12 protein-coding genes are annotated in these 14,729 nt (G+C 57.8%); all 12 read right to left on the bottom strand.

Annotation, left to right across the window (positions count from 1 at the left end; all coding sequences use genetic code 11):
- Positions 1-213: 213 nt before the first annotated feature.
- Positions 214-1,056, bottom strand: coding sequence for an oxidoreductase (locus tag F7Q90_RS05955; protein ID WP_006119643.1), 843 nt, complete (start codon positions 1,054-1,056; stop codon positions 214-216).
- A gap of 98 nt (positions 1,057-1,154) precedes the next feature.
- The gene (locus tag F7Q90_RS05960) at positions 1,155-2,936 is read right to left on the bottom strand and encodes a thiamine pyrophosphate-requiring protein (protein ID WP_006119644.1); all 1,782 of its coding nucleotides are present in this window, start codon (positions 2,934-2,936) and stop codon (positions 1,155-1,157) included.
- A 138-nt stretch (positions 2,937-3,074) separates the two neighbouring features.
- Positions 3,075-3,590 (bottom strand): Lrp/AsnC family transcriptional regulator, encoded by a 516-nt coding sequence (locus F7Q90_RS05965; protein WP_006119645.1) that lies wholly within the window; start codon positions 3,588-3,590, stop codon positions 3,075-3,077.
- 249 nt (positions 3,591-3,839) lie between these two features.
- Complete coding sequence (gene gabT, locus F7Q90_RS05970) at positions 3,840-5,153, bottom strand: 4-aminobutyrate--2-oxoglutarate transaminase (protein ID WP_006119646.1); 1,314 nt, start codon at positions 5,151-5,153, stop codon at positions 3,840-3,842.
- A gap of 113 nt (positions 5,154-5,266) precedes the next feature.
- Positions 5,267-6,400, bottom strand: a complete 1,134-nt coding sequence (locus tag F7Q90_RS05975; RefSeq protein ID WP_006119647.1) for a M20 aminoacylase family protein — start codon at positions 6,398-6,400, stop codon at positions 5,267-5,269.
- A gap of 1 nt (position 6,401) precedes the next feature.
- On the bottom strand, positions 6,402-7,328 hold the full coding sequence (locus tag F7Q90_RS05980) for a 2-hydroxyacid dehydrogenase (RefSeq protein ID WP_006119649.1): 927 nt from the start codon (positions 7,326-7,328) through the stop codon (positions 6,402-6,404).
- Positions 7,328-8,170, bottom strand: coding sequence for a GNAT family N-acetyltransferase (locus tag F7Q90_RS05985; protein ID WP_006119650.1), 843 nt, complete (start codon positions 8,168-8,170; stop codon positions 7,328-7,330). The genes F7Q90_RS05980 and F7Q90_RS05985 overlap by 1 nt, the downstream gene beginning before the upstream one ends.
- A 10-nt stretch (positions 8,171-8,180) precedes the next feature.
- Positions 8,181-9,512, bottom strand: coding sequence for an NAD(P)/FAD-dependent oxidoreductase (locus F7Q90_RS05990; protein ID WP_006119651.1), 1,332 nt, complete (start codon positions 9,510-9,512; stop codon positions 8,181-8,183).
- An 83-nt stretch (positions 9,513-9,595) separates the two neighbouring features.
- A complete protein-coding gene (locus F7Q90_RS05995; protein ID WP_006119652.1) occupies positions 9,596-11,260 on the bottom strand; it encodes an ABC transporter ATP-binding protein in 1,665 nt (554 codons plus the stop codon).
- On the bottom strand, positions 11,257-12,105 hold the full coding sequence (locus F7Q90_RS06000; RefSeq protein ID WP_006119653.1) for an ABC transporter permease: 849 nt from the start codon (positions 12,103-12,105) through the stop codon (positions 11,257-11,259). Before F7Q90_RS06000 ends, F7Q90_RS05995 begins: the two co-directional genes overlap by 4 nt.
- A complete protein-coding gene (locus F7Q90_RS06005; RefSeq protein ID WP_006119654.1) occupies positions 12,105-13,058 on the bottom strand; it encodes an ABC transporter permease in 954 nt (317 codons plus the stop codon). The genes F7Q90_RS06000 and F7Q90_RS06005 overlap by 1 nt, the downstream gene beginning before the upstream one ends.
- Positions 13,059-13,085: 27 nt before the next feature.
- A complete protein-coding gene (locus F7Q90_RS06010) occupies positions 13,086-14,693 on the bottom strand; it encodes an ABC transporter substrate-binding protein (RefSeq protein WP_006119655.1) in 1,608 nt (535 codons plus the stop codon).
- Between the last annotated feature and the right edge of the window lie 36 nt (positions 14,694-14,729).

Consider the following 14,729-nt stretch of genomic DNA (forward strand, 5'->3'; position numbering starts at 1 on the left):
CAAATAAATCCTCATAGCGTAAGGGGGGATTTCGCAGCCGGTGGACTGCGGGATGGCTACAGCGTGACGGGATCAGATGACAGAGAGGTGACGACTTAGTGAAGCGAAGGTGAATTTGTCTGTGAAGCGCAGGACACCGGACAGATCTGAGAGTAAACCGCTCAACGCCATAGGGCATCCATGCCATATGGCGGTCAGGGCTTATCCGGCTGTTTAATCAGGAAAATCGGTTGATAATGACGTCTGTTTCCAGGCTTCTATCTGTGCCAGTCGCGCTTTGAGTTTTTCCGTTACCGCCTCATAACCCCATGCTCCCATCACCACGTGGCGCGGCGGATCAGGGTGTTCAGCAATGGCGATCATCGCGCTCGCCGCACGAACAGGGTCACCTTTCTGCGTGCCGCTGTACGCCGCCGTCGCCTTCATCCTGGCGGCAGCGGTTTCGGCATAATCCGGTAAGGTGCTCGGGGTCTGATGCAGCGAACGTCCTGCCCAGTCGGTACGAAACGGGCCGGGTTCAATACAGGTGACGTGAATCCCTAACGGACCCACCTCCTGGGCGAACGAATCAGACCAGCCCTCTACGGCGTGCTTACTGGCAGCATAATAACCTGAGCTGGCAAAGCCGATGAATCCTGCCACGGAGGTGATATTCATAATGTGACCCCGTCGCGCGGTGCGCATAGCCGGCAGTACCGCACGCGTCAGAGCAAACAGACCGAAAACGTTGGCATCAAACTGCGCGCGTATGGCCTTGTCTTCCCCTTCTTCGACGGAACTTTGGTAACCGTAACCCGCATTATTGACCAGTACGTCAAGGGTGCCGAACGTTTCAAGCGCTTTGTTGACCGCCTTATCAATACTGTGTTGTTGCGTCACATCCAGTTCAACCGCAATCGCGTTCGGATGGCCGTCAACCAGATCGGCGATCGCTGATCGATGGCGTGCAGTTACGACCACCCGGAATCCGCGGGCGATGGTCTGCTGCGCCAGTTCACGGCCAAATCCCGTTGAACATCCAGAAATCAGCCACACCGGTTGTGTGTTTGTTCCCATGATCAGGCTCCTGTTATCGGTTTAGCAAAGGGCTGCCGGACATCCGTATGGCCGGCAGCAAGCAGAGTCTTGCCGCAGGGCGAGTGAAAATTTACCCGCTATTGCTTTTTATGAAAAAGTTGGCTGGCCGTGTCACTGAGAATCTGGACCGCGCCACGATCCCCTTTAACCATGGAGGCCATAAAGGATTTGGCCTGACTGAACGTGATATGTGGCGGCAGAGGCGCGACTTCCGGATCGGTTTTTACCTCCAGCAGTACAGGCCGGTCAGCGCTGAGCGCCCGTTGCCATGCACCTGCGAGCGCATCCGGATTATCCACATAGATCCCTGTCAATCCCAGGGATTCAGCGAACTCAGCATAGTTAACGTTCGGCAGTTGCTGGGTTGCTTCGAAGCGCGGATTGCCCTCCATCACGCGCTGTTCCCAGGTCACCTGATTGAGGTCCTGATTATTGAATACACAAACAATCAGGCGCGGATCGGCCCATTGTTGCCAGTATTTCTGAATGGTGATCAGCTCAGCCATATTATTCATCTGCATCGCCCCGTCTCCCACCAGCGTCACAACCGGCTTGTGCGGATGGGCAAATTTGGCCGCAATCGCGTAGGGCACCGCCGCCCCCATACAGGCCAGGCCGCCGGACAGTGAGGCGCGCTGGCCCTGTTTTACACGATAGTCACGCGCAAACCAGTTGGCACAGGAGCCGGAATCAGAGGTCACAATGGCATTGTCCGGCAGTTGCGGCGACATTTCCCATACCACACGCTGCGGATTAACAGGATTGGCAGGAGCATGCGCTCGCGTTTCCATCAGTGTCCACCAGTCTTGTACCTGACGTGCAATATCCTCCTGCCAGCGACGATCGGTTTTGTGCTCCAGCAAAGGTAACAAAGCACGCAACGTTTCTGCGGCATCGCCGTGCAGATTCACTTCACAAGGATAACGCAGGCCCAGCATGGCAGGATCGATATCAATCTGTACTGCGCGTGCCTGACCTTCTTTCGGCAGAAATTCCGTCCAAGGAAAGCCGCTACCGATCATCAGCAGCGTGTCGCAGTGTTGCATCATTTCCCAGGAGGGCCCCGTCCCAAGTAAACCAATAGCGCCGGTTACAAAAGGGGCATCATCCGGCAGCACATCTTTACCTAACAACGCTTTTGCCACGCCCGCGCCCAACAGATTAGCCGCTTTCACCACTTCTATCGCCGCATCGCGGGCACCAGAACCAATAAGAATGGCGACCTTTTTCCCGCTGTTCAGCACCTCCGCAGCACGTTGCAGATCATGGTCGTAAGGGACAACTTTGGGGCGCTGATAGCCGCTGCCAGAATGGGTAAAACCGTGAAGGTGCGGAGGCGCCTGCCAGGCTTCGTCCTGAATATCTTTCGGGACGATCACCACCGCCACGCCATTCTGTGCAATGGCAATACGAACGCCACGGTCAATCAGATGGCGGACCTGCGCAGGCGCGGAGGCTTCCTGCACAAAATTAGCCACGTCGGAAAAAATCCGGTCAAGGTTCATTTCCTGCTGATAACTGGCACCGCGAGCGGTCGCTTCCGCCTGCCCGGCGATGGCGAGAACCGGTGCGTGATCCATTTTGGCATCGTAGAGCCCGGTCAGAAGATGTGTCGCACCCGGGCCGCCCGTTGACAGACAAACGCCAAGCTCGCCGGTAAATTTGGCATGTCCGGCGGCCATAAAGGCGGCCATTTCTTCGTGACGGACCTGGATAAATTCAATGCCGTCACCCTGTTCGTTGGCACGCTGAATGGCCCCTAAAACACCGTTGATGCCATCGCCCGGATAGTCATAAATGCGCGTAACGCCCCACGCCTTGAGACGCTGGACAAAAAAATCACTGGTTTTGGTACTCATGGTCGCCTTCCCCTCTTAGTCCGTGCAGACTTAAAGGGTAGTCGATCAAAAAAATATCAACGGTCAGTGATGGATTTCGCGCCCAGGCGATGTTGCATTCGTACCTGTCATCGCGAAAAAGCGTTCTTACTGCGCGGGCTACTGGCTTCCGTATTCCATCGCGTTATGTTTGCCGATCAGTGAGCGCAGGGGCACACTGCTTTTCATGACCGGGGATTTGATCACGATGTAGCTGAAGTATTTATCAATGCCGATTTGGGCATCGAGCATCTTCTCAATCACGTCCTGGTAGTGCTCAATACTGCGGGTGATAAAGCGCAGAAGGTAATCGTAACCGCCGGTAATCAGATGGCACTCCATCAGCTCATCGACGTCACGCATCGCAGCTTCAAACCTCATAAAGTCTTCGCGGCGGTGTCCGTTAAGCGTGACTTCGGTAAAGACGGTGACGGAATCGGTAATTTTGGTGAGATTAACGTGCGCTTCATAGCCCGTGATGAATCCCGCCTGTTCCAGGCGCTTGACGCGTTGCAGGCAAGGGCTCGGGGAAAGCCCGACGGCATCGGCGAGATTAACGTTGCTGATACGGCCATCTTTTTGTAGTTGCACCAGAATATTGATATCGATGCGATCGAGTTTCATTAAGCCGTTCATAGCACCCCTCATTGTTTACCGCTGTACTGGACGTTCGTGACTACCCAGAAATACGCTGTGTACTCGCGCAAAGCGCACTTTTATTACTCCTTAAAATACGCCTTTTAAAATAACAACTGCGCTACTTTTTTGTAACACAAAAAATCCCGGGCTTATCACGCTTTGCAAAAAATGCGCCAGCGTGACACCCGGTTGCGGCCTGGTGGACCGCATCCCGGGTGGCTGCCTTGTCAATGAGGGCCAGTGCAGTTACAAACGACCGGTCGCCCGCGCCAGCGCGATATCGAAAATATGCAGCGCCTCTTCAAGTTGCGAATCGGTGGTCACTAACGGTGCAAGGAAACGTATGGTATTGCGATGCAAGCCACATTTAATCAGCAGCAACCCTTCCTGACAGGCGCAGTCGAGGATCTTTTGCGTCAGTGCACTGTCGGGTTTGTGTGTGTCCACATCCAGAATCTCAACGGCCTGCATAAAACCTACGCCGCGCACATCGCCAATACAGGCATACTTGTCTGCCAGCTGACGCAGACGCTGATTCAGTTGCTCACCTAACTGACAAGAACGCGCCAGCAGATTTTCCTGCTCAAAGATATCCAGTACCGCGAGGGCCGCCGCACAGGCCAGCGCGTTACCGCCATAGGTCCCGCCCAGTCCGCCCGGCGCCGGGCTGTCCATGATCTCGGCTTTACCTACCACGCCCGAAATCGGCAACCCGCCTGCCAGACTCTTCGCCGTCGTGACCAAATCCGGTTTGATGCCAAGTTGCTGGAAGGCAAACATGGTGCCGGTACGGCCAAAGCCGCTCTGGATTTCATCACAGATCAACACAATGCCGTGCTGGGTGGTAATGCGGCGCAGGGCCTGCATAAACGCAGGACCGGCCGGTAAGAAGCCGCCATCGCCCTGCACCGGTTCAATGATAATGGCGGCCACGCGCTCCGGCAGAATCTGCACCGCAAACAGCTGCTCCAGCGCCTTCAGACAGTCGGCCTCCGTGACACCGTGCAACGGATTCGGGAACGGCAGACGATACACATCACTCGGGAACGAACCGAAATTCTGTTTGTACGGCGCAGACATGCCGGTCAGCGTGACGCCCAGCAAGGTACGACCGTGGAAGGCACCGTCAAAAGCGATAATGCCGGAACGTTGCGTATAAGCTCGCGCAATTTTTACGGCATTCTCGACGGCTTCTGCGCCGCTGGTGAAGAAAACACTTTTATAATGATCTTCACCGCCGACCAGCTTATTCAGGCGCTGTGCCAGTTCGATATAGCCGGGATAGGCCACAACCTGAAAACAGGCATGCGACACCAGGCCGAGCTGACGGGTCACGGCATTAACGACCGCAGGATGGTTATGACCGACGTTCAGTACGCCGATGCCGCCCACGAAATCCAAATAGCGGTTCCCTTCCACATCCCATACTTCGCTGCCTTTCGCGCGTTCGATCACCAGCGGATGTGCGGTAACGATGCCACGCGGCACATGATGTTCTCGGACATCCAGCAACAGGCTGTTATCCGAATAAGTTTGCTGTTCTGCCAGGACATTCTGCATTTCTCTACCTCATCCACGTCGTGTTCGGTTGGCTTAAGTATCGCAATCTGTTGAGCGATGACGGTGCCGTAATTCCGCCAGTAGCGGCATTAAGTGTTAAAATCCCACAGGTTTCAGCAAGGAAATGTTGCCCCCAGCCCGTGGCAGGCCAGCGTGATAAATGCCCGTATTCCATGCGGTATCAACGCGTCGTTAAAGTCATAGGCCGCATGGTGCAGCGGCTTGCAGGGCGCGGAGCCGATCCACAGATAGGCGCCGGGTTTGGCCTGCAACATAAAAGCAAAATCTTCTGAGGTGAGCGCGGGCTGAGCCGCGAGGCGTGCCTGCATACCTGCGGCATGCAGGGCGGCGAGTGCCTGAGTCGCTTCCGCATCACTGTTGATCGTGGCCGGGTAATAGCGCAGATAGTTCACCTCAGCCTGTAAGCCGTGCGCGGCCGCGATGTGTTCTGCCATCTGCCGCAGGCGTGATTCGATGATGTCCTGCGCCGCGGGATTAAAGGTGCGCACCGTACCGGTGATGTTGGCTTCCGCAGGGATCATATTGTGGGAAAAACCGCCCTGCATGCGCGTCACGGTCAGCAGAGCCGGTTCGCAGGGATCGAGTGCCCGTGGCACCAGCGTGTTGAGCTGGACCACCAGCTCGCTCAGCGCCAGCAGCGTGTCATGGGTCAGATGAGGCTGGGCAGCATGCCCGCCTGCGCCTTTGACGGTGATATCAAAACGGTCGGCTGCCGCCATAATCGGCCCCGGACGGGTTTGAATCACCCCAAGCGGCAGCTCTGGCCAGTTATGCAGCGCATACACGGCATCGCAGGGAAAGCGTTCAAACAGGCCATCGTCGATCATAGCCTTCGCGCCCGCCAGCCCCTCTTCTGCCGGTTGAAAGATAAAACACACCGTACCGTCAAACGCAACGTCACGCGCCAGTTTCTCCGCTGCGCCCAGCAACATGGTCGTGTGGCCATCATGACCACAGGCATGGCTGCGGTTTTGTTGCAGGCTGGTCCAGGCGACCTCGCCTTTATCCTGCACAGGAAGCGCATCCATATCGGCACGCAACCCAATCATGCGCGAATTTGTGCCTTTCTTCAGTATGCCCACGACGCCGGTTTTACCGATGCCACGATGCACTTCAATGCCCAGATCGTGTAAAAAGCGGGCAACAATGTCGCTGGTACGCTGCTCCTGAAATCCCAGCTCCGGGTTACGGTGCAGATCCCGGCGCAACGCCACTAAATGATCCATCTTAATATCCTCGTGAACGATCGATAACGCCGTGCAGCGGCTCACCGCGCTGAAAACGCCGCAGGTTGGCCACCAGTGCGCTCACCGCGCTGTCGTTTTGTGTGCGACTGGCAATATGGGGCGTGAGCCAGATGGCGGGATGGGTCCAGAACGCATGACCGGCAGGGAGCGGTTCCGGCTCCGTTACGTCAATCACAGCGGCCCGTAACTGACCGCTGTCCAGCGCGGTCAGCAAATCCTGTTCGTTAAGCTGCGGTCCGCGTCCGGCCTGCACCAGCGCGGCCCCGGCGGGCAACTGGCTGAACAGTCTGGCATTGAGCAGGCCCTCTGTGCTGGGCGTCAGTGGTAACAGGCACACCAGAATGTCGCTGCGAGCCAGAAACGCGGGCAGCTGCGCGTCACCGTGCCAGCAGACTGCGCCAGGTATCTGATGGGGCGTCCGGCTCCAGCCGCCGCAGTCAAAGCCTAATGTCTGAAGCTGGGTCAGTGCGGCGCGCCCCAGTTCGCCGAGTCCCATGATCCCTACGCGCCGTTCGCTGGCGGGCATGGCTGAATGCGCCTGCCACTGCTGCGCACGCTGTTGCTGGAAATAGCGCGGCATATCGCGATGCAGTCCCAGCACGGCGAAGGTAATGTATTCCACCATGCCCTGCGTCAGCCCGGGTTCAATCATCCTCACTAACGGCAGGTGCGCAGGAAGCGCGGACAGATCGAACTGTTCCGCCCCGGCACCGACAGAAAACAGAATTTTCAGGTTGGGAAACCGGCGGGTCACATCGTCCGGCGGCACCCAGGCGATCACCGCCTCCACCTGCTCCGGCTCACCCGTTTCGGGCCAGAGATGTAAGTGGATATCCGGCGCATGCGCCGCCAGCCAGCGCTGCCAGTAAAGGCCACGCTGGGGCTCCGATTTGTACACGATATGCATCAGGCCATCGCCTGGGTCATTAAGCCAAACGCCTGCATGCCCTGTGGTGCCCACACCTGGCCACGTACCATGGTGACCGGGGCATCCACATTGGCCAGTCCAAGACTTTCAAGCCAACTGGCCATCGGCAGCGCGGCGTCGGTGTCCATGCGCAGATATTCCCCTTTCAGGCCCTGCATTAACGCGGCGGTCAGTGCCTGTGCCACCGGTAAACTGTCCGCGATCACCGGACCAATCACCCAGCCGCGGCCAAAACGGCGCAGGCTGGCAAACCCGCGCGCCTGTTGTGCGTCGTCCTGCAAAATAACGGTCTGGTTATCGTTAATAAGATGCGCAATAAGTTCAGGGCGGTACAGCCCATGCGCCGCCTGGTCCATCTTCACCAGCCTGTCCTGGTCTTCGGCGGTTGCGGCAGACAGAGTTAACCCCGCCGGGATGGGCACGGCCGGCACGCTGCTCAGGGACGGCGTTTGGTACTGCAGGATGTTGCCGCAGGCCACAAAACCCAGTTTCTCGTAGAGGCCCTTGCCCATGTCGGTGGCGTGCAGACGTACGTTATAGCCGGGGACTTTTTCCAGCAGCGCCAGCATCAGCTGCTTGCCCAGTCCCCGGCCCTGATGCTGATTGGCCACAATGACCAGGCCAATGGTGGCGGCCTCGTCACCCCAGCGCCACAGAATCGCGCTGCCGATGACCTCGCCCTGCTCTTCAATCACTACGCCTTCGCCAAGCTGGATGCCGATCGCCCAGTCCTCGCGACGGTGCGGCCAGTTAAGTGCCTGGCTCATGGCGTGAACCTGCGGGATATCGTCTGAGGTCATGGTACGAATATGAAATGTCATTTTGCTTTCCTTACATCATGCCAGGTGCATCAAGTGCGCTGCCGTCAGTGAAACGGCTGTAGCGATAAGGTGTCGGATCGACAACCGGCGTGGCGTCAGTTGCCAGCTCGGCGGCAAGGCGGCCCGCACCGGGGCCAATGCCAAAACCGTGGGCGCTGAAGCCCGCCGACAGCACCAGACCGGGCAGTTTTGCCACGGTGGAAATGACCGGAATCGCATCCGGGGTGCTGTCAATCATGCCGCCCCAGGCCTGGGCAACCTTCAGGTTGGCCAGGGCAGGAAACTCCCGGCGCATCGCTGCCAGGCCGTTTTCCACCACCGAGCGATCGGCGGCCGGATCGAGAATACGCATACGCTCAAACGGCGAAACGCTATCCAGATCCCAGCGGCCCATGGCTTCAGGCCCATGGAAAAACGGTTTAATCCCCAGGTTCAGGGTAAGGTTTTTACGACGACTTTTGAATGTGGGATAAAACTGCTTCAGATAACGCAGACCCTGCGCGCCGGGCTCCAGTCTGCCGCGACCGGAGACGGAAACCGTATAGCTGCCGTCCAGTTGTGGGCGACAGGCGAAACGTTCGGTATAAAACGGCACGGTAATGGCCTGCCGAATGGGCTGGGTGCGAAACGCGGTGCCAATCACGTTGCCAAGCGGCAGATCGAGACCGTGACGACGGCAAAACATTGAGGTCCATGCCCCGGCAGCACAGATAACACGGCTGGTCTTGATCAGGCCGCGTTCCGTAACGACGCCGCTGACACGGCCCGCCGTGATATCCAGCCCGCGCACGGCACACTGCTGAAAAACCTGCGCTCCGTTTTTCTGCGCCCCTATGACAATGCCGGGGGCGGCGAGTCGCGGCTCAGCAGCACCGTCCGTAGGCGCTGATACGCCGCCCAGCCAGTCAGTGGCACTGCCCGGCGTCATCGCTTTAGCCTGCCGGGCATTCAGAATATCGCTGCGCACGCCGTACTGCTTCGCCATCTGCCCCCACTTATCCCAGGCGGCAATATCCGCTTCATTGCGGGTGGCATACACCAGGCCGCTGCGGCGAAACCCCAGCTCTTCCCCGGTTTCCTGACTCAGTTGTTCCCAGCCGCGCAGGGCTTCAATCACCAGTGGCAGTTCACGCTCGTCGCGATTCTGCTGGCGGCACCAGCCCCAGTTGCGGCTGGACTGTTCGGCCCCGACCAGGCCTTTTTCTATCAGCACCACTTTCAGGCCCTGCTTTGCCAGATACCAGGTTGCGGCTGCACCGGCGATACCGGCACCTATCACCACCACATCAGCAGCATCCGGGAAATCCGGGCTGTCCTGTACATATCGAATCGGTGCGGGCATGTCGTCACAACCTCGTCGTGTGTTGGGGCAACATGGCAATGGCGTGCTGCCCTGCCCCGGAATAGGGGGCGCTTGTTTACCGGTTATTCGGCTTTCAGGATCTCTTCGTGCTCGTCGAGCCAGCCCTGACGGAGTTCAGGCACGGCACGTTTCAGGCGTTCAAAATAGAGCTCGCGGGTCGGCTGCTCGTAATTTTCCCGCGCCAGTTGGGTGACGATAGCGCCATTGCGCATGACGACGATCTCATCGCACACCGCTCTGACGGCGTGCATATCGTGGCTGATAAAGATGACAGACAGCCCCAGTTCACGGCGCAGCTCACTAATCAGATCCAGTACCGCCGAGGCCACCACGGTATCGAGCGCCGAGGTTACCTCATCGCACAGAATGACATCCGGCTCTGCCGCCAGCGCGCGCGCCAGGTTCACGCGCTGCTTTTGTCCACTGGACAGCGACCAGGGACGGCGCGAGAGCACGGTACGTGGCAGCCTGACCAAATCCAGCAGTTGATACAGCCGGTTCTGCCGGGCGATGCCGCTCAGCCCATGAAACAGCGTCAGCGGGCGTGACAGAATTTGTTCCACACTGTGTGCAGGATTGAGCGCCGTATCCGCCATCTGGAAAACATACTGAATACGACGCAGTTCGTTATCCGTGCGCTTTTGCATCTGACCGGCCACCATGTGACCGTTAAACAGGATTTGCTCCTGACAGGCCGGGTTCAGGCCGGCGATAGCATGAGCCAGCGTGGTTTTGCCCGAGCCGGACTCACCGATAATGCCGATGGCCTGGCCTTTCCAGAGCGTAAGATTGATGTTTTCCAGAATGCGCACTTTGGGCAAACCATCACTGCCTTTGGGTCCGTAACCCGCAGACAGGTCGCGTACTTCCAGCAGCGGCAGCTCATTCGCCTTTGCCGGGCACCAGTTGCTGGGGCGTTCTTTCTGTTGCGCCGCCGCCATCAGCAGGCGCGTATAGTCCGACTGCGGTGCGCCTATCAGATGGGCCGTGGTGCCGTATTCGGCAATTTTTCCCTGCAGCAAAACCAGAATACGGTCGGCCATTTGTGCAACGACGGCCAGATCGTGGCTGACATAAATCGCCGTCACGCCACGTTGTTTGACCACGCGGCGGAAGGCTTTGAGCACTTCGACCTGCGTGGTGACATCCAGCGCGGTAGTAGGCTCATCAAGAATCACCACCTCCGGATCGCTAATCAGCGCCATGGCCGTCATTAAGCGCTGTAGCTGTCCGCCTGAAACCTGATGCGGAAAGCGATCGCCAATGGTGTCCGGATTCGGCAGCGCCAGCTCCCGAAACAGGCCCAGCGCTTTGGCTTTTGCCGCCTTGCGCGTCATCGTGCCGTGAATCACCACTGGCTCGATCACCTGGTCGATAATTTTCATGCCGGGGTTAAACGAGGCCGCCGCACTTTGCGCAATGTAGGCGACCTTATTTCCGCGGAAAAAGCGAAGTTCGGCAGGCGTCAGTGCCATGACGTTGGTGCCCGCGACGTGGATATTTCCCTCGGCGATCTTACAACCGTGGCGGGCATAGCCCATCAGCGCCATTGCGATGGTGGTTTTCCCCGAGCCGGATTCACCAATCAGCGCCAGGACTTCCCCCTTCTGCACGGTGAAGCGAATATCGGAGACGATATCCAGCTCATCGCCATTGTCGTTGTGCGCCGTTACGCGCAGCTTATCCACCGAAATCACAGGCATCGCCGTATGTGGTGTCACGTTCATGCCCCCTCCTTTGCCAGCGTCAGCGGACGCATGCTTTGCAGACTGTCAATAAACAGGTTTACGGCGATAGTAAGACTGGCAATCGCCAGGGCGGGCATCAACACCGCCGGCGAACCGTCAAACAGCCCCTGAATATTTTCGCGGACTAAGGTGCCCCAGTCGGCATACGGCGGCTGGACGCCCAACCCCAGGAAGCTCAGGCCGCTCAGCAGCAGGACGATGTACACAAAGCGCAGACCAAAATCGGCCAGCACCGGATGAACCATGTTCGGCAGAATATCGTGGATGGCGATGTACCAGCGGCTTTCGCCCCGCAGCCGGGAGGCGCGGACGTAATCCATATTGCGCAAACTACTGGCCAGCGCAAACGCAATGCGGAAGGCGCCCGGCCAGTAGGTGAACACCGCCGTGATCAGCAGCATCGGCAGTGAAGAACCAAATACCGCCACAATCATCAGCGCCAGAATTTTACCCGGCAGCACCAGCATCGCGTCGTTAATGCGACCCAAGAGCTCCTCCAGCCAGCGTCCGGTGACCGCCGCGATTAAGGCCAGCATCGTCCCAATCAGGCTGGCCAGAATGGCCGCGCCGAGTGCCAGGCCCAGCGAGAATTTCGCGCCGTACATAATGCGCGTGAGCATATCCCGCCCCAGATAATCGGTGCCCAACAGGTTTTCGGGGGTGAATCCGCCCATCAGCGGCCCGGAACCAATATCGTCGAGGCTGTGCGGTGCCCACCAGGTGCCAAACAGCGCGATGACCAGCCAGAACAGGGTCACGATCAGGCCCAAGCGACCTGATAACGACAGTGACTGAAAAATGCGCCAGGGAAGCAGAAGTTTCATCAGCTCCTCCATTTCGGGTTAAAGGCGATAGTGACAATATCCGCAGCCAGCAGCAGCAACAGATAACAGCCGGCAAACAGCATGACGCAGAGCTGCACGACGGGCAGATCGCGGTTACTGACCGCATCCACCATCTGGCTGGCCAGACCGGGATAGCTGAAGATGGTTTCAATGATGATGACGCCACCAAACAGATAAGAAAGGCTGAGGGAAATCGCGTTTGCAATCGGGCCAACGGCGTTAGGTAAGGCATGACGCAACACGGCGCGCATCGGGGAAACGCCTTTCAGCAACGCCATTTCCAGATACGGGCTGTCGAGCTGGTTAATGATGGCCGCACGCGTCATGCGCGCCATCTGGGCGACCAGGCCGCAACATAGCGTGATGACCGGCAATGCATAGGCTTTTATATAGCTAGCGAAATCCATGTTGGGACTGCCCAGTGACATAGCCGAGACCCAGTGCAGCTTCACGGCGAAGATCAGCACCGCTACGGTCGCCACCAGAAATTCCGGTACGGCTACCGTGGCCATAGTGCCAATCACCAGCGCGCGATCCAGCTTCGAGCCGCGGTTCATCGCGGCGGCAATACCGATAATCAGCGCAAGCGGCACGCAGATGGCGGTGGTGGTCGCCGCCAGTTCAAACGTGGCCGGAAGCCGCTGTGCCACCAACTGTGCCACCGGCAGAGGACTGGCAAATGAGGTGCCAAAATTCCCTGTCAGCATGCCGCCGAGCCAGGTGAAATAGCGCACCAGCAGCGGCTGATCTAAGCCCAGTTGCTGACGCAGGGCCGCCACGGTTTCGGGTGTGGCGTTTTGCCCCAGGATCATTTGCGCCGCATCGCCAGGCAGCAGGCTGGTGATAAAGAACACCACCGCTGAGACGATAAGCAAGGTCAGGATGCCGGCGCCAATGCGCCGGGCAATCAGGAACATCATGTATCGGTTCATCGGCGAACTCCTCTTACAGACGCGTGATCAGGCAGACAGCCAGGCAAACTCATGGAAGCGATAGCCCATCAACATGCCTGACGGCCAGGCTTCCAGCCCTTTCAGCTTTTTGCTGTAACCATCCATCGAGCTGAAAAAGGCAGGAATCAGCGTGCCGCAGTGGTCATAGATCAGGGTTTGCATATCGCCGTACATCTGCTTGCGTTTGGCTTTATCACGTTCGCCACGCGCCGCAATCACCAGCTGATCGAACTGTTCATTTTTCCAGCCGCATTCGTTGTTCGGTGTGCTGGAGAGATAAAACTGTGAGAACAGCATATCCAGTGTTGGCCGCGGGTTGATGGAGCCGTAACCAATGGGATCTTTCATCCAGTGGGTACCCCAGTAGCCTTCATACGGCACACGACGCACGTTGACGTTCAGTCCGACGTTGCGACCTACCTGCTGAATCAGTTGCGCGCCTTCGGTTGCGCCTTCCAGCGGCGGCGTCGTAACAATCTCAATGGTTTGCCCGCTCATGCCGGCTTTGTTGATATAAAACTTCGCTTTTTCCGGATCCAACGGACGGGGTTTGAGATCGGCGTTGTACAGCGGGTGCCACGGCGGCACCGGCGTGTCGTTGCTGACGTCGCCAAAGCCCTGCAACACGGTTTTCACCACGATCTCTCGTGGTTGCAGATATTTCATCGCCAGCACGAAATCGGGATTGCTGCCGGGTTTGATATCGGTGCGGATAATCAGGTTGGTGTACATGCCGCCCTTGGTTTCAAGCACCCCATGATCCGGTGTACGGCTGATGCGCATACTGTCCGAGGCTTTCAGCCCTGAAGCCACCTGAATATCGCCTGATAACAGAGCATTGACGCGGGCCGCCTGATCGGTCACGCCGAGCAGTTCCACCTGGTCCAGATGCGGCAGCCCCGGTTTAAAATAGTTGGGATTTTTCGTGCCAAGCGTACTGACGCCAGGCGTAAAGCTTTTGCAGACAAACGGCCCTGTGCCGATACCTTTGCTGAAATCTTTGGTGCCGTCCTGCACGATCAGGAAGGGCGACGTTGCGAGCATGTAAGGAACGTCAAAGTTAGGTGCCACCAGAATAAGCTGCACTTCATTGTCGTTGACGGCGTTGATGGTTTTGAACTGCTCAGCCAGCTTGAAAGCGCTGGACGCGACGGCCGGATCTTTATGGCGGCTCAGTGAATAAACCACGTCTTTGGACGTAAACGGCTTACCATCATGGAAGGTCACGCCTTTACGCAGCTTAATGCTCCAGGTGACGCCATCGTCAGAGTCGATGGATTCCGCCAGCGCAGGTTTCACCGTCAGGGTTTTATCCACCTCTGTCAGACCGCTGTAGAACATAAACTGGCGCGTAAAGTCGGCGCTGTTATTGCCTTTCGCCGGGTCCAGCGTGTCAGTCGCCGACGCATTGGACATGCCCACACGGATTTTGCCGCCCTGAGTTGGTTTCTCCTCTGCCAGCGCCATGCCAGGGAAGCCGATCAGCCCGGTGCTCATCGCGGCCCCGGCTGAAAGCAATTTCATCAGACTGCGGCGGGACAGCGTACCTTCAGTGATCATCCGCGTCAGAGCAGGATTGGTTACGTCAGATTCTTTATTATCGATTTTACTCATCTGTACACCCTCATTACGTTTTCAAGCGAACGGTGA

The sequence above is a fragment of the Pantoea stewartii subsp. stewartii genome, from assembly GCF_008801695.1.
GTDB lineage: Bacteria > Pseudomonadota > Gammaproteobacteria > Enterobacterales > Enterobacteriaceae > Pantoea > Pantoea stewartii.

What these genes read in the sequence shown, in the direction of transcription:
- F7Q90_RS05965 (WP_006119645.1), bottom strand. Translation starts at nt 3,590, where the DNA reads ATGAACGGCTTAATGAAACTCGATCGCATCGATATCAATATTCTGGTG.
- F7Q90_RS05975 (WP_006119647.1), bottom strand. Translation starts at nt 6,400, where the DNA reads ATGGATCATTTAGTGGCGTTGCGCCGGGATCTGCACCGTAACCCGGAG.
- F7Q90_RS06000 (WP_006119653.1), bottom strand. Translation starts at nt 12,105, where the DNA reads ATGAAACTTCTGCTTCCCTGGCGCATTTTTCAGTCACTGTCGTTATCA.
- F7Q90_RS05985 (WP_006119650.1), bottom strand. Translation starts at nt 8,170, where the DNA reads ATGACATTTCATATTCGTACCATGACCTCAGACGATATCCCGCAGGTT.
- gabT (WP_006119646.1), bottom strand. Translation starts at nt 5,153, where the DNA reads ATGCAGAATGTCCTGGCAGAACAGCAAACTTATTCGGATAACAGCCTG.
- F7Q90_RS05955 (WP_006119643.1), bottom strand. Translation starts at nt 1,056, where the DNA reads ATGGGAACAAACACACAACCGGTGTGGCTGATTTCTGGATGTTCAACG.
- F7Q90_RS05990 (WP_006119651.1), bottom strand. Translation starts at nt 9,512, where the DNA reads ATGCCCGCACCGATTCGATATGTACAGGACAGCCCGGATTTCCCGGAT.
- F7Q90_RS05980 (WP_006119649.1), bottom strand. Translation starts at nt 7,328, where the DNA reads ATGCATATCGTGTACAAATCGGAGCCCCAGCGTGGCCTTTACTGGCAG.
- F7Q90_RS05995 (WP_006119652.1), bottom strand. Translation starts at nt 11,260, where the DNA reads ATGAACGTGACACCACATACGGCGATGCCTGTGATTTCGGTGGATAAG.
- F7Q90_RS06010 (WP_006119655.1), bottom strand. Translation starts at nt 14,693, where the DNA reads ATGAGTAAAATCGATAATAAAGAATCTGACGTAACCAATCCTGCTCTG.
- F7Q90_RS06005 (WP_006119654.1), bottom strand. Translation starts at nt 13,058, where the DNA reads ATGAACCGATACATGATGTTCCTGATTGCCCGGCGCATTGGCGCCGGC.
- F7Q90_RS05960 (WP_006119644.1), bottom strand. Translation starts at nt 2,936, where the DNA reads ATGAGTACCAAAACCAGTGATTTTTTTGTCCAGCGTCTCAAGGCGTGG.